The sequence below is a fragment of the Pantoea sp. SO10 genome, from assembly GCF_005281435.1.
GTDB lineage: Bacteria > Pseudomonadota > Gammaproteobacteria > Enterobacterales > Enterobacteriaceae > Pantoea > Pantoea leporis.
On the sequence record NZ_CP040096.1, the window covers coordinates 631932 to 652144 of the forward strand.

At 52.6% G+C, this 20213-nt stretch carries 19 protein-coding genes; 9 read left to right on the top strand and 10 right to left on the bottom strand.

Going from position 1 to position 20213, the window contains the following annotated elements; genetic code table 11:
- The first annotated feature begins 11 nt into the window (after nucleotides 1-11).
- From FCN45_RS22465 to FCN45_RS22475, 3 genes are all read left to right on the top strand, one after another.
- Nucleotides 12-866, top strand: coding sequence for an ABC transporter permease (locus tag FCN45_RS22465; RefSeq protein WP_101761544.1), 855 nt, complete (start codon nucleotides 12-14; stop codon nucleotides 864-866).
- Between the two features lies 1 nt (nucleotide 867).
- The gene (locus tag FCN45_RS22470; protein WP_137387345.1) at nucleotides 868-1686 is read left to right on the top strand and encodes an ABC transporter permease; all 819 of its coding nucleotides are present in this window, start codon (nucleotides 868-870) and stop codon (nucleotides 1684-1686) included.
- Nucleotides 1687-1812: 126 nt separating this feature from the next.
- Complete coding sequence (locus FCN45_RS22475; RefSeq protein WP_137387346.1) at nucleotides 1813-3063, top strand: NAD(P)/FAD-dependent oxidoreductase; 1251 nt, start codon at nucleotides 1813-1815, stop codon at nucleotides 3061-3063.
- Nucleotides 3064-3153: 90 nt separating this feature from the next.
- Here the strand turns inward: FCN45_RS22475 and mqo are convergent, their stop codons facing one another.
- Nucleotides 3154-4800, bottom strand: a complete 1647-nt coding sequence (gene mqo, locus FCN45_RS22480; protein WP_137387347.1) for a malate dehydrogenase (quinone) — start codon at nucleotides 4798-4800, stop codon at nucleotides 3154-3156.
- A 456-nt stretch (nucleotides 4801-5256) separates the two neighbouring features.
- Between mqo and leuC the strand changes: the two genes are divergently transcribed.
- The 4 genes from leuC to FCN45_RS22500 are packed head-to-tail and all read left to right on the top strand — an operon-like array spanning nucleotide 5257 to nucleotide 9220.
- Nucleotides 5257-6678, top strand: coding sequence for a 3-isopropylmalate dehydratase large subunit (gene leuC / locus FCN45_RS22485; protein ID WP_137387348.1), 1422 nt, complete (start codon nucleotides 5257-5259; stop codon nucleotides 6676-6678).
- Nucleotide 6679: 1 nt separating this feature from the next.
- Nucleotides 6680-7315 (top strand): 3-isopropylmalate dehydratase small subunit, encoded by a 636-nt coding sequence (gene leuD, locus FCN45_RS22490; protein ID WP_137387349.1) that lies wholly within the window; start codon nucleotides 6680-6682, stop codon nucleotides 7313-7315.
- Nucleotides 7312-8226, top strand: coding sequence for an alpha/beta fold hydrolase (locus tag FCN45_RS22495; protein ID WP_137387350.1), 915 nt, complete (start codon nucleotides 7312-7314; stop codon nucleotides 8224-8226). Before leuD ends, FCN45_RS22495 begins: the two co-directional genes overlap by 4 nt.
- 31 nt (nucleotides 8227-8257) lie before the next feature.
- Nucleotides 8258-9220: a LysR substrate-binding domain-containing protein gene (locus tag FCN45_RS22500; RefSeq protein ID WP_137387351.1), complete on the top strand. Its 963-nt coding sequence runs from the start codon at nucleotides 8258-8260 to the stop codon at nucleotides 9218-9220.
- Nucleotides 9221-9349: 129 nt separating this feature from the next.
- Here the strand turns inward: FCN45_RS22500 and FCN45_RS22505 are convergent, their stop codons facing one another.
- Together FCN45_RS22505 and kup are read right to left on the bottom strand one after the other, a co-directional pair.
- A complete protein-coding gene (locus tag FCN45_RS22505) occupies nucleotides 9350-9655 on the bottom strand; it encodes a DUF1471 domain-containing protein (protein ID WP_101761538.1) in 306 nt (101 codons plus the stop codon).
- A 350-nt stretch (nucleotides 9656-10005) separates the two neighbouring features.
- Nucleotides 10006-11874 (bottom strand): low affinity potassium transporter Kup, encoded by a 1869-nt coding sequence (gene kup / locus FCN45_RS22510; protein WP_137387352.1) that lies wholly within the window; start codon nucleotides 11872-11874, stop codon nucleotides 10006-10008.
- Between the two features lie 348 nt (nucleotides 11875-12222).
- On the opposite strand from kup, the gene FCN45_RS22515 reads away from it, so the two are divergent.
- Nucleotides 12223-13332 carry an SDR family oxidoreductase gene (locus FCN45_RS22515; protein WP_137387353.1) on the top strand — a complete coding sequence of 370 codons (1110 nt, stop codon included), beginning with the start codon at nucleotides 12223-12225 and terminating at the stop codon, nucleotides 13330-13332.
- Nucleotides 13333-13373: 41 nt separating this feature from the next.
- Here FCN45_RS22515 and FCN45_RS22520 read toward each other — a convergent pair whose 3' ends face one another.
- The 3 genes from FCN45_RS22520 to FCN45_RS22530 all read right to left on the bottom strand — a co-directional run bounded on the left by FCN45_RS22520 (nucleotide 13374) and on the right by FCN45_RS22530 (nucleotide 15604).
- Entirely contained in the window at nucleotides 13374-14174 is an 801-nt protein-coding gene (locus tag FCN45_RS22520) for a MetQ/NlpA family ABC transporter substrate-binding protein (RefSeq protein WP_110866857.1), read from the bottom strand.
- Between the two features lie 91 nt (nucleotides 14175-14265).
- Nucleotides 14266-15069 carry an MBL fold metallo-hydrolase gene (locus FCN45_RS22525; protein WP_168197491.1) on the bottom strand — a complete coding sequence of 268 codons (804 nt, stop codon included), beginning with the start codon at nucleotides 15067-15069 and terminating at the stop codon, nucleotides 14266-14268.
- Nucleotides 15070-15274: 205 nt separating this feature from the next.
- Nucleotides 15275-15604: a gamma-glutamylcyclotransferase family protein gene (locus tag FCN45_RS22530; protein WP_137387355.1), complete on the bottom strand. Its 330-nt coding sequence runs from the start codon at nucleotides 15602-15604 to the stop codon at nucleotides 15275-15277.
- Nucleotides 15605-15738: 134 nt separating this feature from the next.
- On the opposite strand from FCN45_RS22530, the gene FCN45_RS22535 reads away from it, so the two are divergent.
- A complete protein-coding gene (locus FCN45_RS22535; protein ID WP_137387356.1) occupies nucleotides 15739-16758 on the top strand; it encodes an MBL fold metallo-hydrolase in 1020 nt (339 codons plus the stop codon).
- Between the two features lie 27 nt (nucleotides 16759-16785).
- On the opposite strand, the gene FCN45_RS22540 is transcribed toward FCN45_RS22535, so the two are convergent.
- From FCN45_RS22540 to FCN45_RS22555, 4 genes are all read right to left on the bottom strand, one after another.
- Complete coding sequence (locus FCN45_RS22540) at nucleotides 16786-17331, bottom strand: RNA polymerase sigma factor (RefSeq protein ID WP_137387357.1); 546 nt, start codon at nucleotides 17329-17331, stop codon at nucleotides 16786-16788.
- 5 nt (nucleotides 17332-17336) lie between these two features.
- Nucleotides 17337-17780, bottom strand: coding sequence for a hypothetical protein (locus FCN45_RS22545; protein WP_137387358.1), 444 nt, complete (start codon nucleotides 17778-17780; stop codon nucleotides 17337-17339).
- A gap of 140 nt (nucleotides 17781-17920) precedes the next feature.
- Complete coding sequence (locus FCN45_RS22550; RefSeq protein WP_137387359.1) at nucleotides 17921-18631, bottom strand: SDR family oxidoreductase; 711 nt, start codon at nucleotides 18629-18631, stop codon at nucleotides 17921-17923.
- Between the two features lie 134 nt (nucleotides 18632-18765).
- Entirely contained in the window at nucleotides 18766-20136 is a 1371-nt protein-coding gene (locus FCN45_RS22555) for an amidohydrolase (protein ID WP_137387360.1), read from the bottom strand.
- Between the last annotated feature and the right edge of the window lie 77 nt (nucleotides 20137-20213).

A 20213-nucleotide genomic window follows, 5' to 3' on the forward strand; every position in this document is an offset into this window, starting at 1 on the left:
CAGCAACGTCTATGACGAAAAAACCGACATTCTTACCCTGGTTCATTATCCCCGCTACGTTCACGGCGCTTGGGCTGGTGGTGGCCATGTTTGCCGTGATGCAGTTTAGCGTGCGGGCCTATATTCCAGGATCGCTTGATGTAGGCGGATTCACGCTGGCGAACTTTAACGGTCTATTCAAGAAAATCTATGCCGATGCGTTTATCAACACGGTGATGCTCAGTGCGAAAACGGCGATTTTTGGGCTGCTGATGAGTTATCCGCTGGCGTATGCGCTGGTGAGAACGCGCACCACCTGGATCAAATCCACCATCTTGATTATCGCCATTACGCCGCTGTTTCTCGGCGAAGTGGTACGGACATATTCGTGGATCATCGTGCTGGGTAATAGCGGCTTCCTCAATAGCTTGCTGCTGGCAATGGGTCTGATCAATAAGCCGATCCAGTTTATGTTTACCCAAACCGGCGTGGTAGTCGCGCTGGTGCACGTGACCATGCCAATCATGGTGATGATGCTGGCGACTGCGCTGTCGCACATCAATCCTGATTATGAGAAAGCCGCCACCAGTCTGGGGGCGGGGCCGATTCGCACCTTGCTGACGGTGACCATTCCGTTATCGATTCCCGGTATCGTTTCCAGCCTGACCACCGCGTTTGCCTGGACGTTCAGCGCCTTCGCTACGCCGCAACTCATTGGTGGTGGACGCGTCAGCACCGTGGCTACCATGGTGTATCAGCTGGGTTTCTCATCGATGAATTTTCCGTTTGCCGCTGCGCTCAGCATTGCCGGTTTGATTTTGACCATTCTGCTGTTGATGGCGCTGAAACGTATGAGCCGCTTCCTCCATGCGATGGGAGACCACTGAAATGACCCGATCCCTCAACGACAAATTGATTATCCTGGCGGGACGCTCGCTGGTGATTGCGATTTTGTTGTTCGTGTTGCTGCCAACCATTGTGGTGTTGATCTCTTCCTTCAGCAGCACCTCGGTGCTGTTCTTCCCGCCGAAAGGCTGGTCGCTGCGTTGGTTTGAGCGTGCTGTGAACTACGATGACTTCCGCCACGGCTTCTATTCAGGTTTGATTGTGACGGCGTGGGCCTCAACGTTGGCGGTAATTATTGGCGCCACGCTGGCGATTGCCATTGAACGTTACACTTTCCCCTGTAAACAGGTACTGGAAGGCGTGCTGTTGTCACCGTTGTTTATTCCGCACTTCACTATTGGCCTCGGCTTACTGATGCTGGTCTCGCAGTTAGGCATTGGACGCGGTTATTCACTGGTGATCTTCTGCCATGTCGTGCTGGTACTGCCGTTTGTGCTGCGCAGCGTGTATGTGTCGCTGAAAAACCTTGAGCAACGTATTGAAATGGCGGCTGCAAGCCTCGGCGCTTCGCCGTTACGCGTGGTATGGACCATAACCGTGCCGTTGATTTTGCCGGGCTTGTTTGGCGGTTGGTTATTTGCCGCAATTCTCTCCTTCAACGAATTTACCGCTTCGCTGTTTATCACCACGCAAGCGACGCAGACCTTGCCGGTGGCAATGTACAACTATGTGCGTGAATTTGCCGACCCAACGCTGGCTGCACTGTCGGTTATTTATATTGCCGTAACGGCGACGATGTTAATTATCGCGAATAAGTTTTTAGGCTTGGGGAGAATATTGAACGTCGAAGCAGGGCATTAATGTATTCGCACGAAATGCTGTGCATATTGAATAGCACAGCATTTATTAATCTGAATAGTAGTCATCCGGCACCTGATTACTCTTTTCCATGAAAAGATCGGGGTCGATCATCTTTAGGGATCTCACATGTCAGTAGAAAAAATTAATACCGTGGTGGTCGGAGCGGGTCAGGCAGGTATTGCGATGAGTGAACATCTGTCGTTAATGGGTGTGCCACATGTGGTGTTAGAGCGTAGCCGTATTGCTGAACGCTGGCGTTCAGAACGTTGGGATTCATTGGTGGCTAATGGCCCAGCCTGGCACGATCGTTTTCCTTCAATGAAATTCGATAATATTTCCCAGGAAGCGTTCCCACCGAAAGAGCGGATGGCGCAATATTTCGAAGACTACGTAAAAATGCTCGATGCGCCGGTGCGCACCGGCGTGGAAGTCCATTCGGTTGAGCGTCTACCAGAACGTATCGGTTTTAAGATACTGACGTCGGCCGGTGAATTTGAAGCTGACAATGTGGTGGCGGCTACCGGTCCTTTCCAGAAACCCGCTTTTCCACAGATCGTGCCGGAAAGCGCTGCGCTGCATCAAATCCATTCATCGGCGTATAAAAATCCGCAGCAGCTGCCGCAGGGCGGCGTGCTGGTGGTGGGCGCTGGTGCTTCAGGCTCACAAATTGCGGAAGAGTTGCGTAAATCTGGCCGTGAAGTGACGCTCTCCATCGGCGAACATTACCGTCCGCCACGTTCCTATCGTGACCGCGATTATTGCTGGTGGCTGGGCGCGCTGGGCTTATGGGATGAAGTCAAAATCAAGCCGAAGAAACAGCACGTTGCTTTTGCCGTGAGTGGTTATGAAGGTGGCAAAACGGTCGATTTTCGCCGACTGGCGCACATGGGCATTACGTTAGTGGGGATCACCAAAACCTGGGATAACGGCGTGCTGAGCTTTGCTGAGGGTATAATGGACAATATTGCTGAAGGCGACAAAGCGTATTTCGACGTACTGCGTGATGCCGATGCCTATATTGAACGTAATGGCCTGGACTTACCGCCCGAGCCGCAAGCATGGGAATTATTGCCAGATCCAGAATGTTTAATTAATCCATTATCAGAACTGGATCTACAGGCCGCAGGTATTACCAGCATTATCTGGGCCACCGGTTTTAAATTTGATTTTAGTTGGCTGAAAGTGGATGCCTTTGATGCTAATGGTGCGCCATTCCATAAACGCGGTATTTCCGCCGAACGGGGTATTTACTTCCTTGGCTTGCCCAATCTGGTGAATCGCGCATCATCATTTATTTATGGCGTATGGCACGATGCCAAATATATTGCCGACCATGTGGTTTTACAAAACGCCTACACCGATTATAAAAAGTCGTAAAAATCTCCGTGAGATCGCCATAAATTCGGCCCCTACAAAAGACAATAAAAAAGCCGGACATTGTCCGGCTTGATTCACTTCTGGCGGGAATTACAGCGCCATATCCTGTTTGCCTGATTCAGTACGCGGCTTAGCCTGCGTTGGCGCAACCGTCTGATCACCCATGTTGATGACCGGCGGCTTGGTCAACAGCAGCGTCGCTGCGGTGTTGTCCCAAACTTGCTGCGTCAGCGCGGTGTTGCCGTTCAGCTTCTGGCCGAAGCTTGGCACGATAGCGCGGATCTTCTGCTGCCACTCTGGCGAAGCGAACTGCTCTGGGAACAGCTTTTTCATCACGTCGAGGGTGATTGGTGCAGCAGTCGATGCGCCCGGTGACGCGCCCAACAGTGCCGCCAGGGTTTTCTGCTGATCGGTCACGATTTCGGTACCCAGTTTCAGCAAGCCACCTTTTTCGGCATCTTTCTTGATGATCTGCACACGTTGACCCGCCTGAATCAGTTTCCAGTCCTCTTTACGCGCGTTTGGATAGTACTCTTTCAGCGCAGCAAAACGGTCGTCGTCATTCAGCATCACCTGACCAATCAGGTATTTCACCAGGTCGAAGTTGTCGATGCCCACATGCGTCATCGGCATGATGTTGCTGGTGGTGGTCGCGCTCAGCAGATCGAACAGCGAACCGTTTTTCAGGTACTTGGTGGAGAAGGTGGCGAAAGGTCCAAACAGCACCACTTTCTTACCGTCGAGGGTACGTGAATCGATGTGTGGAACCGACATCGGTGGCGCACCTACGGAAGCCTGACCGTACACTTTTTCCAGGTGACGATTAGCGATCTCTGGGTTCTCGGTCATCAGGAACGAACCGCCGACCGGGAAGCCGCCGTAGTTATCTGCTTCCGGAATGCCGGTTTTCTGCAGCAGCTTAATCGCGCCGCCGCCAGCACCGATGAACACGTATTTCGCATCAACTGAACGCTTATCGCCGCTCTTCACATCTTTAATAGTGACGTGCCACGAGTTATCGCCGTTACGCTTGAAATCAGTGACTTCTGACAAGGTTTCCAGCTTGAAGTTCTGATCTTTCTTCAGGCTACCGATCAGCTGACGGGTGATTTCACCGTAGTTAACATCGGTGCCGACTGGCGTCCAGGTTGCCGCAACTTTCTGGTTCGGGTCACGACCTTCCATCACCAGCGGTGCCCATTGCTGGATCTGCTGATGATCGGTAGAGAATTTCATGCCCTGGAACAGGGTGGTTTTCTGCAGCGCATCGTAACGCTTCGTCAGGTACTCGACGTTTTTGTCGCCCCAGACGAAGCTCATGTGCGGCGTCGAGTTAATGAAGGAGTGCGGATCGTGCAACACACCGCGCTGCACCTGCGACGTCCAGAACTGGCGCGAAATCATGAAGGATTCGTTAATTTCCAGCGCTTTGCTAACGTCGATTGAACCGTCTGCACGCTCAGGCGTGTAGTTCAGCTCCATGTTAGCAGAGTGACCCGTACCGGCATTGTTCCAGCCGTTGGACGATTCCAGCGCGACGCCGTCCAGCTTCTCAACCATCAGCTGTTTCCAGCCCGGTTGCAGCTCTTGCAGCCAGGTGCCGAGCGAGGCGCTCATGATGCCGCCGCCAATCAACAGAACGTCAGTTTTTTCTGGTGCGTCTTCAGCGCGAACCGCTGAAGAGACAAGCAGCGCTGCCAGCGATAGGGCAGACACGATCTTTTTGGTGTGAGTCATTCCAGTCCTACTTATTATGCAATGCAGGTGAACGTTAAAAATTCGGTTTGCACATTAAGAGATTGTTACGGAATGATTAACTTGTTTTTAGTTAATAAAGTATTGGTGTTAATTAATTAACTTAAAAAAATAAAATAGCGTGAAATATAAGCAGAAGGGGGAATTAATCGGAGATAAACCGCTTAAGCTGCGCGGTTATTCTTTATATCGGTAGACGCGACTTAGGTCAAATAAAACTCCTGCTATTTTACACACATTGCGTAGCGGCGCGATTCATCGCGCAATCAATTGCGCCGCTACAAAGTGTGCGCGAAGTTTTTGCTGTTCATGGCGACCAACTTAGCTACTGCACATTTCATAAAACATCACTTCACGAAGCGTGTTCGTTCCCCGCGCACAAACTGATTTACCCTAACGTCTCTAATGACTTGTTTTACTTTTCGTGTGGGCAACGGCATGGCTAACAAAACACTGTATGAAAAACTGATCGATCAGCATGTGGTTCGTAAGTTAGATGATGAAGGGCATGTGCTGCTCTATATCGATCGTTCGATTCTCAATGAATACACCAGCCCGCAGGCGTTTAGCGGCCTGCGCGATCACCAGCGTCTTGTGCGCAATCCGGGCACCATTTTGCTGAATGTCGATCACGTTAACCCAACGCGCCCCGAGCGTGATGAGGCGATGACCGACGCGGGCGGACAGTTACAAGTCGATTACTTCCGCCAGAACGCCGCGCATTTTGGCATCGAACTGTTCGATGTGCTTGACCCGCGTCAAGGCATCGAACACGTCGTCGCACACGAGCAAGGCCTGGTAATGCCCGGTATGGTGATTGCCGCAGGCGACAGCCATACCACAACTTACGGCGCGTTTGGCGCGCTCGGTTTCGGCATCGGCACCTCGGAAATCGAGCACCTGCTGGCGACGCAAACCCTGATTTATCGCACCCTAAAAACCATGCTGGTGACGGTGAGCGGTGAGCTGCCGTTTGGGTGTTCGGCGAAGGACATCATCATGGCGCTGATCGAGCAGATTGGTGCATCAGGCGCAACCGGATTTGCCATTGAATTTGCCGGTGTTGCCATCGAAGCGCTGAGCATGGAAGGGCGCATGACACTGTGCAACATGGCAGTGGAAGCCGGTGCGCGCGGTGCGATTATCGCGCCGGATGAAAAAGTGTTTGCCTATATCGCCGGCAAACCGCAAATGCCGACCGGCGAGTTGTGGCAGCAGGCCGTAACGGAGTGGCGCGATTTACGCAGCGATGCGGACGCGCGGTTCGATAGCCGCATCGCCATCAACTGCAGCGATCTTGAACCCAAAGTGACATGGGGAATCAGCCCGGATCAAGCCAGCGCCATTGCCGGCCGCGTGCCCGACCCGGCGCAGGAAACAGATGCGGTGAAACAGCAGACGCTGCTTAGCGCGCTGCAATATATGGGGCTGGAACCCGGCACGCCGTTAGCGGAGATCGCCATCACGCATGCCTTTATTGGTTCCTGCACCAACGGCCGCATTGAGGATCTGCGCGCTGCCGCCGCCATTATCGACGGACACAAAATCGCGCCGCACGTACGCGGCATTATCGTGCCGGGATCGACGCAGGTGCGTCAGCAGGCAGAAGCAGAAGGTTTAGCCGCGATATTCGTCAACGCCGGTTTCGAATGGCGTCAATCGGGCTGCTCGATGTGCCTGGCGATGAACGAAGATGTGTTAGCGCCCGGCGATCGCTGTGCGTCCGGCACCAACCGCAATTTCCCTGGCCGCCAGGGCGCGGGTGCGCGCACGCACTTAATGAGCCCGGCGATGGTTGCCGCCGCCGCGATTGCCGGCCATCTGGTTGATGTCCGCAAATTCATGACTGCAGAGGTTTGAGATGGAAGCATTTAACAACATGACGGGCACGCTGGCGCCATTACCGGCGGCCAATATTGATACCGATGTGATCATGCCAAAGCAGTTTCTCAAAGGCATCGATCGTAAGGATTTGGATCGCGGTGTGTTCTTCGACCTGCGCTTCCTGCCCGACGGCCGTCCAAATCCCGCTTTCATTCTTAATCAAGCCGGTTGGGAAAACGCCACCTTCTTACTGGTGGGCGCCAATTTCGGCTGTGGATCAAGCCGCGAACATGCGGTTTGGGGACTTAATCAGCTCGGCATCCGCGCCATTATCGGCACCAGTTTTGCCGGCATCTTCGACGATAACTGCCAGCGCAATGGCGTTTTGACGCTGACGTTAAGCGAAGAGGATTATCAGCGCCTGAGCGAGGTTGCGAACAATGCCGCCAGTAATCGCATTACCGTGTCGCTGGAACAACAGGCGATCCTCTTCGATAATCAACGCATTGCCTTTTCGGTCAGTGCGTTGAAACGCGAGATGTTATTGGGCGGCGGCAGCGCGGTGGACTGGACGTTGCAGTACGAATCTGACATCACCCAGTTTGAAACGCAGCATTTTGCCCAGCGTCCGTGGCTGAAGCGCGATCAAATCCAACAGGATGCACCAGCATGAGTGAGATTATGCCACGCGGTGATTCACCCTTTATCAGCGGCTTTACGCTGAGTGATGTGCGTCTGGCGAACGGCGTGACGCTGCGCGTTGCGATGGGCGGCGAAGGTCCGCCACTGCTGATGCTGCACGGACATCCGCAAAATCATCTGGCGTGGCGCAAAATTGCACCGCAGCTGGCGCAGCAGTATCGCGTAATCCTGCCGGATCTGCGCGGTTACGGTGACAGCGACAAGCCGCCGAGTGATGATACGCATCGCGCTTACTCGAAACGGGTGATGGCGCAGGATATCAGCCTGTTAATCGAGGCGTTGGGATTAGAGCGCGTGGTGTTTGTCGGGCACGATCGCGGTGCGCGCGTGGGCCATCGGCTGGCGCTTGATCATCCGGAAAAACTTTCCTGCTGCGTGTTTATTGATATTGCGCCGACCGCGACCATGTACGCCTTAACCAACAAAGCGTTTGCCACGCGCTATTTCTGGTGGTTCTTCCTGATTCAACCTTATCCATTACCTGAAACCCTGATCGGCCACGATCCGGCGTTATTCCTGCGTAAACACATTGATGGGCAATTAAAAACGCCGGGCGCCACCGAGGAGGTCATATTCAACGATTACCTGCGCTGTTATCAAAATAAAGAGATGATTCACGCGGTGTGCGAAGATTATCGCGCCGCGGCGACGATTGATTTAGACGATGATGCGCAGGACAGCACTAAACGCATTGAGGCGCCGCTCCTGTTGTTATGGGGAGAAAAGGGCACGGTTGGCCAGTTATATAACGTGGAGGAAACATGGCGGGATAAAGCGCGCAATATTCAGGGCAACGCATTACCTTGCGGTCATTCACCGCATGAGGAAGTGCCTGAACTGTTTTTAAGTCAGCTTCAGCCCTTTCTGGATTCTGTGTTATAACCGGCTAAATTTCGCTAACGCCGTGATGGTGATGAAAATACTGCTTGCCGGAAAAAGTTATCAGAAGCCGCTTCAGGGTTGGCCGTCGGTCGAAGATCTGTATGTCTTTATCAGCGTAGCGCGCTATGAAGGTTTTGGCCGCGCTGCGATTGAGCTCGGCCAGTCGCCATCCTACATCAGCAAGCGGATTGCCATCCTCGAAAAGCAGCTGGAAACCCGGCTGTTTTTCCGCACCAACCGCGTGATGCGCCTGACGCCAGAGGGTGAAAAGGCGCTGGAAGGTGCATTGCACGTGGTGCACGAAATGGATTCCTTCCTGAATAACTTTCAGCAGTGGCGCGGCGAATTAACCGGCGATTTGACTGTGGCCTGTTCATTTGGCTTTGGTCAGGATTATTTGTCCGATGCGATTGCCGAATTTATGACGCGTCATCCGTCACTGAACATCAAATTGATGCTCAGCGATCGCGATATTGATTTATTGCAGTCAGGCACTGACGTCGATATTCGGGTGGGTGATGATGTGAATCACGCCTACATTGCACGAAAATTAGCCGCCAATCGGCGTATTCTTTGTGCTACTGCAGATTATTTAGCCCGGTCACGTCCGCTGGAGACGCTGGATGATTTAATCGATCACAGCTGTCTTATTATTAATGAGAATAATAATACCTTTGGGCATTGGACGTTAACGGACGGCGAAAATAAAATCGTTTGTCGCCTGAATAGCCATTATTCATCGAACAGCGGAAAAGTGATTCTGAATTGGGCACTGAAATCGCACGGTATTGCGTTGCGTTCTGCCTGGGATGTGGCGCCGTATTTAAGCGAAAACCAATTGCTGCACGTATTACCGCAATGGTATCAGGAAGCAAATGTCTGGGCGGTTTACACGCAGCGCGCGTCTGAATCGCCACGCATTAAAGTGTTTATTGATTTTCTTGTCGACTATTTTGCAGAAAAAAGCCTGCCGATGATGAAGGGTAAATTATAAATACCCTAAATAATTCGAGTTGCAGGAAGGCGGCAAGTATGTGAATCCCAGGAGCTTACATTAGTAAGTGACTGGGGTGAACATGCGCGGCCAACGCTCCTGCAACTTGAAGTATGACGGGTATTAGCATTAGCCATAAGCCACTTTGCTATTGATGTGATAAAGGGTGGCAGTGGCGGCCATGACGTGCTGACCATCGTGCGCCGGTTCGTGGGATTCCACTTCGGTGATGTGATAACCCACCGCACCGGCAGCAACGGCTTTCTGCACAAAGGCATCATTCAGCTCTTCCATTGAAGTCGCCCAGCTTACCGAAGTAAAGCCTACCGGATGAATCGATGAAAGTTCGCGATGGGTTAAATCGCCGCGAATTAAAACCGGTTTAACAGATTGCGGTGTGAAAATAGATATTACGTCATTAATTAATTGTTTCATGGCGATACTCCTCGCAAATAATAACTGAGCCAATGGCCGCAGCTACGAATCTTTCAATTGTTGGTAATGTGCTGACACCCTAAATGTTTACGGCGAGTGATGATTGCCGGTGAAGTTAATAAACACCTTTTCAGGTTAAGCGTTTTAGCTTTAATTGCTAATTAGATGTTAAGAAAGATTCAGCCACAACTCATTCAACCTTACGCGACTATTTTTGCATCTGGTTACATTTGGTGCGTTAACCCTAACAGTCGACAGGAAGTTGAATATAACGCCTGAACAGTAGCGGCGCGATTTATCGCGCAATGAACTGCGCCGCTACAATCCCTGCGTTTTATGTCATCGGCAGATTAAAATTCGCGCTGCCCGCCCAATTCAATGACCCGATTCGGTGGGATATTAAATTGCTCATGTGCGCGCTGTGCATTGCGCTGGCAGAAGTGGAAAATACCGCCTTTAATGCGCATCAAACCTTTTCTCTTCTTCATCACCAGCGTGTCGTGCGAGGTGAAGAACGAGGCTTCATTGACGGTACAACCCAATCCTTCCAACCCGCACAAATGCAGGATCTCGGCCATCGATGGCGTCTCGCGCCAGCCGTAAGCGGCGGTCACCTGCCAGAACGTTGGCGACAATTGAGTGATGCTCAGACGCTTCTGGTTGTAGACGCGCGGGATATCGGTGGTGCGAATATGCAGCAGCACCACACGTTTATGCAGCACGCGGTTGTGTTTAAGGTTATGTAGCAGCGCCTGCGGAATCTCATGCTCTTTACGTGAGAGGAAGATTGCGGTGCCCGGCACACGACTGGGCGGATGGGTTTCCAGCGATCGCACCAGCGCCTGCAGGCTCTCAGGATCGTTATTCAACTTGCGGATCAGGCGATTACGCTCGCTGCTCCAAATCAGCATCAATCCCATCATGCTCAGCGCCAGCAGCACCGGCACCCAACCGCCGGACAGCAGTTTCATCAGGTTAGCGCTGAACAGCGGCACATCAATGCTTAACATGCACAGCAGGAAAACCAGCGCCACCGGCAGCGGCCACTTCCAGTTACGCAGTGCTACCACGCCCGCCAGACAAGCGGTGATCACCATGGTGCCGGTCACCACAATGCCGTACGCCGAAGAGAGCGCCGAAGATTGTCGGAACGCCAGCACAATCACCGTCACCGCGACAAACAGCAGCCAGTTCACCACCGGAATATAGATCTGACCGGACTCCGTGTGCGAGGTGAAGATGATGCGCATCGGCGGCAGAAATCCCTGACGGATCGCCTGATGCGTCAGCGTATACACGCCGGTAATCACCGACTGCGCGGCGATCACCGTGGCCAGCGTTGACAGCACAATCAGCGGGATCTGTCCCCAACCCGGCGCGAGATTAAAGAACGGGTTATTGAGAGCCTGCGCATCGGCAATGACCAGCGCGCCCTGCCCAAAGTAGTTAAGCACCAGCGCGGGCATGGCGATCACCAGCCAGGCCATACGAATCGGCGCTTTGCCCAGATGTCCCATATCAGCGTAGAGCGCCTCCGCGCCGGTCACCGCCAGCACCACCATGCCCAGCGCGGCAAACGAAAGCGCTTTGTGGCTAAGCAGGAACGTCAGCGCATAGGAGGGATTCAGCGCGTAAAGTACTTCAGGATTAAGCAGGATGCCGCGAATGCCTAACAGGGCAATCGACACAAACCAGACAAACATCACCGGGCCGAACACTTTACTGACCTTTTCGGTGCCGTGTTTTTGAATCATAAACAGCAGCGTGAGAATCGCCACTGCCAGCGGCACCACATATTTATCCAGCTCAGGTGACACCACTTCGATACCTTCGATCGCCGACAGTACCGAAATCGCCGGCGTGATCACGCCATCGCCGTAGAAGAACGCGCCGCCAATCAAGCCTGCTAACACAATGATGTGCGAGGCTTTCGGCCCAACATGCTGGCGTGCCAGCGACATCAGCGTTAATACGCCGCCTTCGCCATCATGATCGGCGCGCATCACAAAGCAGACGTATTTCAGCGTCACGATCAGCGTCAGCGCCCAGAAAATCAGCGACAAAAATCCCATCACTGCGGTGGTGGAGACGGCGCCATTAGGCAGAATGGAGAGGCACTCTTTAAGGGTATAAAGCGGGCTGGTGCCGATATCCCCAAACACGATCCCCGCGGCCGCCAGCATGCCAGCAGGCAAGGACTGTTTTTCACTTTGACTCATAGATTTCCTGTGTTTTATCAGGGTTGAGGCTAATGAGGGCGAACATACCTGTTTGCGACCGAAGCGAACAGTGGCAGGCGAATTTACGTACAGCATTTTTACGCGTAACGCCGATATTTTTACACCATTTTTATATCGCGCTCATTTTTCACGCTGAGCGTAGTGGAATATTTGACTGCGCACTGAGGCCCAAATATCACATTTAAACATATATAAACCAAAGCTCACTGGAGCGGTTTTACCCGCAGGAAAGCTTAGGGCATTTATTCATCATTTACCCATGCGAGCATAGATTCTAGCCAGTTAAATGCACAGTTTTTCCTGTAACGAACCGATGGGTTGAAAAATATGAATACAGTACTCATAACGGGTGCAACTGGATTTTTGGGCGGTGCGGTCGCGGTTAATCTGCTCAAGAAAAGTGATCATTACCGACTACTTTTATTAGTGCGGGCTAATAGTCAAGCTGCAGGATTAGAGCGAATTAAGGAAAACCTGATTAAATTTGGCGTTGCAGCCGGTCAATTAAACAGGCTCACCCACGAGAACATCTTAATAGGCGATCTTGCTGAGCCGGAACGGTTTATTGACGATGCGCGCTTGACCAAGGTTACGCATGTGCTTAACTGCGCCGCTGTCGCCTCGTTTGGCGCGAATCCCCTCATCTGGAAAGTCAATGTAGAAGGCACCTTCGCATTTGCCAGTCGTATGGCGCGGGTGAAAGGGCTCAAGCGCTTTGTGCATGTCGGTACCGCTATGTCGTGTGCACCCGAAGCCAATTCGCTGGTGGTAGAAAGTGAGTTGAATACGCTGCGCGAACAACACGTTGTGGAATATACGTGGAGTAAAGCAACAGTTGAAAGAATGATGAGCGAGATGTTACCTAATCTACCCTTAGTCATCGCGCGACCATCCATTGTGGTGGGGCATTCGGACTGTGGCTGTGCGCCGTCGCCGAGCATTTTTTGGGTATTTCGCATGGTGCTCACGTTAGGCAAATTTATGTGTGAGCTGAATGACCGTATTGATGTGGTGCCGGTCGATTACTGTGCCGATGCGCTGGAGTTGTTATTGACGGCACCCAACGTGGAGAAGACGATTATTCATATTTCAGCGGGCGAAAATAGCAGCGTCACGTTTGCCGAGATTGATCAGGCGATGGCACAAGCCTCGGGACACGTTGCGGTGGCCGAAACGTATCAGAAAGTGAATTACCGTGAACTGGCAGCGAGCAGGAGCTCATTCTCTTCGCTGTTTGGTCCCTGTAATGAACGCATCTTATTACGCGCCATGAATCTGTATGGACATTTTTCAAAACTGAATGTGGTATTCAGCAATGAAAAATTGCTGGAGCTGGGTATGCCGCCATCGTCAAAGTTTACTGACTATTTGCATCATTGTGTCGCTTCAACGCGTAATGCAACTATTGCGGAGTTGATGGAGGTCGATTTTAAATAAGCTGAAACTGCGCAGTTAATATCTGCGCAGTTTTCGCCAAATTACCAGCCTTTAATAATATCGCCTTTGTAGATCTCGTTGGCTTTATCCAGCACTTCTTGTGACTGGAAGGCTTGTTTCAGCTTCTGCACGTTGGCGCTGTCTTTATTATCTTCACGCGCCACAATCGCATTCACATAAGGCGAGGCTTTGCCTTCCATAAACATGCCGTCACGCGAGGCAGAGAGATTAACCAGCGCGGCGAAGTTGTTGTTGATGATCGAAAGATAAACCTGCGGATCGTCCAGCGTACGCGCCAGCTGCGGTGTATCCACCTCAACAATTTTCAGCTTCTTCGGATTGTCGGTGATATCCAGCGTGGTTGGCAGCAGGCCCGCTTCCGGTTTCACTTTGATCAAGCCCTGCGCCTGCAACAGCAGCAGGCTGCGGCCGAGCGTGGTGGCTTCGTTGGAGAGGGTCACGGTGGCGCCGTCAGGCAACGCTTTCAGCGTTTTAATCTTGCGCGAGTAGCCTGCAATCGGGAACACGAAGGTGTTGGTGACCACGGCGAAGTGGTAGCCGCGCTCTTTGGATTGCATCTCCAGATAAGGCAGGCTCTGGAAGGCGTTGGCATCGACATCTTTGTTGAACAGCGCTTCATTCGGCTGCACGTAATCATTGAAGGCCACCACATCGACATCCAGCTGATATTTGTCGTGCGCAACTTGCTTCACGGTATCCCACAGCGCCTGGTCAGGTCCGGTATTAATGGCCACTTTGATTTGATTTTCATCATCTTTGTTGCAGCCACTAAGCAGCGCCACGGATGCAGCCAGCAGCGTGGTGAGTAAAATTTTCTTCATTGCGCGGATTCCCTTTAAACGTAGGGAACGGACTATAATGGATGTTTAGACGTCTGTACATCCATCCGCAGCGCGTTTGCTTACAATTCGTTCAGGAGAGAGACTTCTGCAAGCAGGCAATATATTTCTCGCCCGACTGCATCACGATCCGCTGCGCATCAATGAGAATTTGGCGATGCTCAAATGCGCCGTATAAGCGCGAAAATTTTAGCGCCGCCAGCCGACGCATAATATCGCTGACTGCCGCCGCCGGTAACGGCAGCATATTTGGATAGCTCCACATAAATGACACCGCATCTGCGCCAGGCGTGACTTGCACGATATCGCCACTCAACAGCACGCCGTCATCGTGCGTCCAATGCAATACGCATCCGCCGGCAAAATGTCCGCCAAGGCGAACCAGTTTCACTTCCGGCACAATTTCCAGCTCGTCATTTTGCCAAAGATGAATATGCTGGCTGTCGCGCATAATCCATTGACTATCTTTAGCATGCAGATAGATCGGCGCGTCGAATGCCGCTGCCCAATCCTGCATGGTGCTGTAATAGTGCGGATGCGATATAGCGATGGCGTGAATACCACCGAGCGCGGTAACAATCGCTTTGGTGGCATCATCGAAATTAGCGATGCAATCCCACAAAATATTGCCGTGCGGCGTTTGCAGCAGAAACGCGCGTTGATTAATAGCAAAGCTGGGCACGGTTTGCAGACTGAACACGTTGGCAGCATGCTGCTGCCATTTATTGCAGTGTGTGGCTTGCAGGCTATGCAGTTGAGTCCATTTTTGCCCGCTGGCCGGCACAAACTGTCGTTCGTCTTCACATATTTTGCAGTGTTCGATTTGACTCTGTTGCTCATCGTAAGATGTGCCGCAGGCGGTGCAGACTTTGATCATCATGAATTCCTCTCGTCTATTTGAGATTCATTCTAGAAGCCGAAATCAGGGCGTGCGCAGATCATTACAGATTGTATTGAGGACGTTGCACCGCATTTGGGGTGGAAGAGGAAAGTGGGCATTCCGTAGAGTCGCCATTTATGGTGACCAGGTGCGCATGCATGCGCATCCTACGAAATCGGGCGTAAATACTGGCATTGTGAGGTTAAAGTTGCGGCTGCAACTGATAAATCCACGCCATTATTTGCTCGCCATTGCTGGTGGTGACATCAACTTCCACGCGATCGTAGCCATCTTCAAACTCATCCAGCATCGGCCAATGTGGCTCGAGCTTGTCAGACATAAACAGATAACCCGGCACGCGCGGGCCGTTTTCCTGCAACACAATGCCGGGAAAATCCGCTGCTGCGCCCCAGCCGCGTTCATAAAAGGTGCCAGAAACCGTTCCCGCCAGCCATTCGCCACCGATGTTTTCCAGAATATGCGCATTTGAATGGCCGGGCTGGAGCGTACCGTAAACAAATAAACGTTTCATTTTCCCTCATAAAATCAAGCAAAAGCGTTACTTTAACTCTCGGCGTTAGCGAAGTCATCAACCGCCCAATATGCGATGTGCGTTGCCGTAAAAGTGACTATTCTGAAGGACCCGGGATGAGAGGTAAAAGATCAATGTTGAATAGTTCGAGCATTTGTCGCTGCAATATAAAACGCTATCCGCAATCCGCTCAGTTTGATGGCAAAAGGTTTAACAATAAGATCCCACGCCAGCAGTTAGGATTAACTGAGTTCGCCAAACTATTCTGGGATTTTGCCTTTAACAAACCGAAAAATACCGCACCTGAATCTGCGCTGCCGCTCATCAAACTCGACGCGCAGCAACTTGCGGCTGCGGCGGATAACAGCGTATTTCGCCTTGGCCACTCATCATTGCTATTTAAAATGCAGGGCAAATACTGGCTGACCGATCCGGTATTTACGCAGCGCGCCTCACCCTTTAAGTGGTTTGGCCCGAAACGCTTTCAGCCTGCGCCGATTGCGCTTGAAGATTTGCCGCCCATCGAAGGGATCATTCTTTCGCATGATCATTACGATCATCTGGATTATCACACCATTTTGCAGCTCAAAGATCGCGTGCGCTATTTCCTGACGCCGCTGGGTGTCGGTGATTTACTGATATCATGGGGCGTTGCGCCGGAAAAAATCACCCAGCTGGATTGGTGGGAATCAAAGAATATCGGCGGTATTCATTTTGTCGCCACGCCATCGCAGCATTTTTCTGGCCGTGGCATGTTCGACAGTAATAAGCGGCTGTGGTGCTCATGGAGCATTATCAGCGATGATTTCCGCCTGTTCTATGGCGGGGATTCCGGTTATTTCGATGGTTTCAAACAGATTGGTAATAAATTCGGCCCGTTCGATATGGCCTTTCTGGAAAACGGTGCGTATGACCGTCGCTGGGCCGATATTCATATGCTGCCACAAGACACCATCAAAGCCTTTATCGACCTCAATGCGAAATGGCTGTTCCCGATTCACAATGCCGCTTTCGATTTAGCGTTTCATGCATGGAATGATCCGCTTAATCAAATAGTGACGCTGGCGCAGGAACAGCAGATTAATGTGTCGATGCCACAACTCGGGCAAGGCGTGCAATTTTTGCAGCCGCAGCAAGAGAAAAAGTGGTGGTAAATGATGCCCGATTGCCAGGCAATCGGGTTATCCGGTTATTTCGTCATACAGGTTACACAGGCGCGTGCGTAGAAATAGCACCGCTTTGTGCTTGCGCGATAATAACGTCTGCACGCTGCTGCCGCTCTGTTGCGCCAGCTGATTAAAGCTGTAGCCGAGCAGTTCGGTTTTCTCGAATACCTCGCGCTGCGCGTCAGGTAATTCGGCTAAGGCTTCTTCCAGTTCTTCCCACAGCAGCGTTTTCAGATACTCATCTTCCGGCGTCTGCGGCACGCCAAATAAAGTCTCTGCCAACTCATCTTCCGGGAAATCCTGCTCTTCGCGATCACCAAAATAATCAGCGAGCGGCAGCTCACGTTTTTTCCGCGCCCGGTCGGTCATTTCATTGCGTGCCGCCCGGAACAGCCAGGCGGCGACATTCTCCACCGGCTGTTCCACCTGCATCAGCTTATAAGTGACTTCCTGCAAGATATCGTCGGCATCTTCACGTACCGCGGTTCGCCCGCGAATGAACGCATTTAGCTTAGTGCGGCAGGCGGTGATTGCCGACATCAGCAGTGAATTCTGCGCCATCACGCTTACCCGGCGTCGCTGGATTTGGGCGGATTATTCTCTGGCTGCGGACGCGTTTCACCTCGCTCATCATAACGACCATGCCAGTCGCAACGATCATGATGACCACGATGACCAAAGCGATTGCGGCGATGCTGCATAAACTCTTCGCGCTGTTCTGGCGTCATCTGCATCCAGCGTTCGTGCATGCGGCGACGCGCCATGCCGAACATGCCCGGACGGAATCCCAAACCGCCAAACAAGATGCGGCACAACGCCAGCAAGCCCAGCGCCTGCCAGAAGCCGATGCTTTTCACGCCGATGATGCCCGGCAGCAACGCATTCCACAGCGACATCACCAACAAGCCCAGCGCGGCGATAATCACCGCGCCCATCAGCAGCGGTTTCGCCAGGCGATGACCGCCAAAATGATCCCGATGACCGCGTCTGTGCATATTAAAATCTCTCATTGTTTTGTCCTCATTACATTAACGGATAACTGCTGGTGATGAGGTAGACGAATGAGCAGTGAGAATATTGCTGAAAAAACGTAAAAAAAGAAAAAGGCCGCCGGATGGCAGCCTCGCGTTATGGATTTTTCACTGCTGAATCAGCGCCTGGCTTTATCGTGGCGTGGACGAATCACAATATCTGCAATCTGCGTATCTTCCGGGCTATCCACAATAAACCGCACGGCGCGCGCCACCGAACTCGCATCGAGATACTCCTGCGGATTGATCGGTGCATGGTTACCCGCGCGGGCACGCGAGGCTTGATTCATCGGCGTATCGGTTGGGCCGGGCGCGACTGTCGCGACCCGCACGCCATGTTCGCTCTCTTCGCTACGCAGCGCATGCGCCAGCGCGGTAAGGGCAAATTTGGAGGCGGAGTAAATGACGTGTCCCGCTAACGCCAGCGTCCCCGAACCGGAGTTGATAAACACCACTTTGCCCTGCGAGGCGCGCAGGGCGGGCAAGGTCAAGCGCGTGAGTTCTGCAGGCGCAATGACATTAATGTTCAGGTGCTGTTGCCACAGTTCTGGCGTGGCGGAGAAGGTAGTGCTGAGAATCGAGATCGCCGCCGAATGCACCAGCACATCAACCCGATTTAATGTGGCGGTGAACGCGGCCACGGCGGCAAAATCTGTGATATCCAGTGCAAGCGGAATCACATTGGTGACCTGTTCTAAAGCCTGCAACGTTTGCTGATTGCGCCCAATCGCGTAAACCTGATGATCGGCCGCCAATAACATCACGGTTTCCAGGCCAATGCCGCTGTTGCCGCCGGTGACAATCGCGACCGGTAATGCTGATGCTGTCATAGATTCCTCTCCTGTTGATGATTTCAAGCTATGGAAAAGGACGGCCGCAGGCAAATGCCGAAATTGACTATGAATTGCTGGCTTTCGCCATACAGCTTTTTTAGGGTGCGCATTGATGCGCACCAGGTCGAAATTTACACCTTTTTCAGGCTGCCAAACGTCTGTTTGCCGTTAAAGAACGTCGCCATCACCGGCGCGATGTGCGCAACAGCTTCCGCAGAGCAACTGGCGTTAACCAGCATCATGGTGGCGTGGTCCTGTGCTTTCGGCCATTGCTGTTCGCCGTGGCTATTCAGCGGCAACACCTCGTTGGTGGCGATACCTAACGCGCGGCTCAGAGAATACTCATCCGGCCCACGATAGAGCTGCGAATAGACGTTGGCTTTCTCCAGCATGCTGCCGCTGCCAAAGGGCTGCCAGTGATCGGCGATGGTGTCGGTGCCCGACCACACCGGCACGCCAGCGGCGCGCAATTGCGGCAGCGGCATGATTACGCGACCAATCGGTACGGTGGTGGCGATACTAAACTGCTGCTCTTTCAGTTCCTCAATCATCGCCGTCAGTTCGTTACCCTGTAACGTCCCCAGGGCAAAGGCGTGGCTGAGGGTGACTTTGCCTCGGAGCTGCGGATTGTCGCGCACGGTTTTCAGCATGTAGCGAATCGCCGCCACGCCGTGCGGCTCGGTTTCGTGCAAGTGAATATCGATCGGTGCAGCGAAATCGAGCGCGATGCTAAACATCGTATCCAGAGACTTCTCCATCGTGCCGTCAACGTTAGTTGGGTCTAGTCCGCCGACGTAGTTCGCGCCCATCTTCATCGCTTCGCGCATCATGCTTTCAACGTGCGAACGCAATAATCCGTGCTGTGGGAAGGCGACAATGTCGGCATGAAAATCATCGCGATGGTTGGCAATCGCCTGCTGCAGATGCTCCAGACCGTGTAATTTGCTGACCGGATCGATGTTGCAATGGCTGCGTGCAGAACTGCTGCCTTTGGATTGCAGCAGGCCAATCAGTTTCCCGGCACGGATTTCAGAATCCGGCAGCAGTTCGGGCAGGATCTGCTCTTCCTGATGAATCATATCGATCACGCTATGGCGCGGCAGCGGGGCGTGCCAGCTTTCGCCGTAGAAGGTTTTATCGAGATGGATATGCATGTCGCGCGTGGCGGGCAGCAGCAGATAGCCGGCGGCGTCCCACGTTGGCAGATTAAGGCTGACGCCCGCAGGATGAACGGCGGCAATCTTGCCAGCATTCACCTCAACATCATACAAACCGGTTTGCGTGGCGGTGATGACATCCTGTTTGCGGATAAAGGCTTCTTCCAGGCGCACATTGCGCAGCAGAAAGTGCGTGGCATCAACGCGGCTGGCATGGGCTGGTTGGCAGGTTTCTGCCGCCTGCATGCTGCGGCTCATGCCCGCGTTGAGTAAGGTGCCTGCGGCGGTGAGTTTCATGCCGGCGGAGAGAAAATCCCGGCGATTGCCAGGTGATAAGAGGCTCATGAATTATTCTCCTTGTAGGGGAGAATAACCCTAAAATAGCCGCTGGCAGGGCGCTGCGATATTTTCCACTGCTGGCT

What these genes read in the sequence shown, in the direction of transcription:
- FCN45_RS22505 (WP_101761538.1), bottom strand. Translation starts at nt 9,655, where the DNA reads ATGAAACAATTAATTAATGACGTAATATCTATTTTCACACCGCAATCT.
- FCN45_RS22475 (WP_137387346.1), top strand. Translation starts at nt 1,813, where the DNA reads ATGTCAGTAGAAAAAATTAATACCGTGGTGGTCGGAGCGGGTCAGGCA.
- FCN45_RS22470 (WP_137387345.1), top strand. Translation starts at nt 868, where the DNA reads ATGACCCGATCCCTCAACGACAAATTGATTATCCTGGCGGGACGCTCG.
- FCN45_RS22540 (WP_137387357.1), bottom strand. Translation starts at nt 17,331, where the DNA reads ATGGCGCAGAATTCACTGCTGATGTCGGCAATCACCGCCTGCCGCACT.
- leuD (WP_137387349.1), top strand. Translation starts at nt 6,680, where the DNA reads ATGGAAGCATTTAACAACATGACGGGCACGCTGGCGCCATTACCGGCG.
- FCN45_RS22500 (WP_137387351.1), top strand. Translation starts at nt 8,258, where the DNA reads ATGAAAATACTGCTTGCCGGAAAAAGTTATCAGAAGCCGCTTCAGGGT.
- FCN45_RS22550 (WP_137387359.1), bottom strand. Translation starts at nt 18,631, where the DNA reads ATGACAGCATCAGCATTACCGGTCGCGATTGTCACCGGCGGCAACAGC.
- FCN45_RS22530 (WP_137387355.1), bottom strand. Translation starts at nt 15,604, where the DNA reads ATGAAACGTTTATTTGTTTACGGTACGCTCCAGCCCGGCCATTCAAAT.
- mqo (WP_137387347.1), bottom strand. Translation starts at nt 4,800, where the DNA reads ATGACTCACACCAAAAAGATCGTGTCTGCCCTATCGCTGGCAGCGCTG.
- FCN45_RS22495 (WP_137387350.1), top strand. Translation starts at nt 7,312, where the DNA reads ATGAGTGAGATTATGCCACGCGGTGATTCACCCTTTATCAGCGGCTTT.
- FCN45_RS22545 (WP_137387358.1), bottom strand. Translation starts at nt 17,780, where the DNA reads ATGAGAGATTTTAATATGCACAGACGCGGTCATCGGGATCATTTTGGC.
- kup (WP_137387352.1), bottom strand. Translation starts at nt 11,874, where the DNA reads ATGAGTCAAAGTGAAAAACAGTCCTTGCCTGCTGGCATGCTGGCGGCC.
- FCN45_RS22520 (WP_110866857.1), bottom strand. Translation starts at nt 14,174, where the DNA reads ATGAAGAAAATTTTACTCACCACGCTGCTGGCTGCATCCGTGGCGCTG.
- FCN45_RS22535 (WP_137387356.1), top strand. Translation starts at nt 15,739, where the DNA reads ATGTTGAATAGTTCGAGCATTTGTCGCTGCAATATAAAACGCTATCCG.
- FCN45_RS22525 (WP_168197491.1), bottom strand. Translation starts at nt 15,069, where the DNA reads ATGATCAAAGTCTGCACCGCCTGCGGCACATCTTACGATGAGCAACAG.
- FCN45_RS22465 (WP_101761544.1), top strand. Translation starts at nt 12, where the DNA reads ATGACGAAAAAACCGACATTCTTACCCTGGTTCATTATCCCCGCTACG.
- leuC (WP_137387348.1), top strand. Translation starts at nt 5,257, where the DNA reads ATGGCTAACAAAACACTGTATGAAAAACTGATCGATCAGCATGTGGTT.
- FCN45_RS22555 (WP_137387360.1), bottom strand. Translation starts at nt 20,136, where the DNA reads ATGAGCCTCTTATCACCTGGCAATCGCCGGGATTTTCTCTCCGCCGGC.
- FCN45_RS22515 (WP_137387353.1), top strand. Translation starts at nt 12,223, where the DNA reads ATGAATACAGTACTCATAACGGGTGCAACTGGATTTTTGGGCGGTGCG.